Origin of the sequence: Duganella violaceipulchra (genome assembly GCF_019166075.1) — a bacterium.
GTDB lineage: Bacteria > Pseudomonadota > Gammaproteobacteria > Burkholderiales > Burkholderiaceae_D > Rugamonas > Rugamonas violaceipulchra.
In genome coordinates this window covers 1-1,017 of the sequence record NZ_JAHTGR010000081.1, presented here as the reverse complement: position 1 = coordinate 1,017, position 1,017 = coordinate 1, and the positions used below count along the sequence as shown (strand labels likewise).

Below are 1,017 nucleotides of genomic sequence, written 5' to 3'. Positions count from 1 at the left end.
AGGTCAACAATCTGGCCACCGCTTCGCTGGCCGCGCTGAGCACCGCCGGCATCGCCGCGCTGACCACCAACCAGGTCGTCGCGCTGACCTCGGCCCAGCTGAGCAGCCTGGCTTCGGCCCAGGTTGCGGCGCTGAGCAGCAACGCCATCGGCGCCATCGAGACCGCCGACATCGTCGGCCTGACCACCGCGAACGTTGCCGCCTTGCGCAGCGCCCAGCTGGTGGGCCTTGCCACGGCACAAGTTGCCGCGCTGTCGACCAACCAGATCGCCGCGCTGAGCACCGCCGCCGTGTCCGGTTTGACCACCAACCAGATCGTCGCGCTGACCACCGGCCAGGCAAGCTCGCTGAGCACCGCGCAAGTGGCCGGTCTGACGACCGCCGCCATCGCCGCGCTGGAAACGGCCGACTTCGCCGCACTGAAATCGGACGCGATCGCCGCGCTGAGCGCCAACCAGATCAAGGCCTTGACGACCGATCAAGTGGTCGCACTGACCACCGCCGAAGCGGCCGCGCTGAGCACCGCGCAAGTGTCGGCGTTGTCGAGCAACGCCATCGCCGCGCTGGAAACGGCTGACCTGTCGGCCATCAAGACCGCCGGCATCGCCGCGCTGAGCTCGGCGCAAGTTGCCGCGCTGACCACCGCCCAGGTCAACAACCTGGCCACCGCCTCGCTGGCCGCGCTGAGCACCGCCGGCATCGCCGCACTGACCACCAACCAGGTCGTCGCGCTGACCTCGGCCCAGCTGAGCAGCCTGGCTTCGGCCCAGGTTGCCGCGCTGAGCAGCAACGCCATCGGCGCCATCGAGACCGCCGACATCGTCGGCCTGACCACCGCGAATGTCGCCGCCTTGCGCAGCGCCCAGCTGGTGGGCCTGGCCACGGCGCAGGTTGCCGCGCTGTCGACCAACCAGATCGCCGCGCTGAGCACCGCCGCCGTGTCCGGTTTGACCACCAACCAGATCGTCGCGCTGACCACCGGCCAGGCAAGCTCGCTGAGCACCGCGCAAGTGGCCG

1 pseudogene is annotated in these 1,017 nt (G+C 70.0%); it reads left to right on the top strand.

What is annotated here, in order from left to right:
- Window positions 1-1,017, top strand: a pseudogene (locus KVP70_RS33040) (heme utilization protein); the annotation flags it as partial.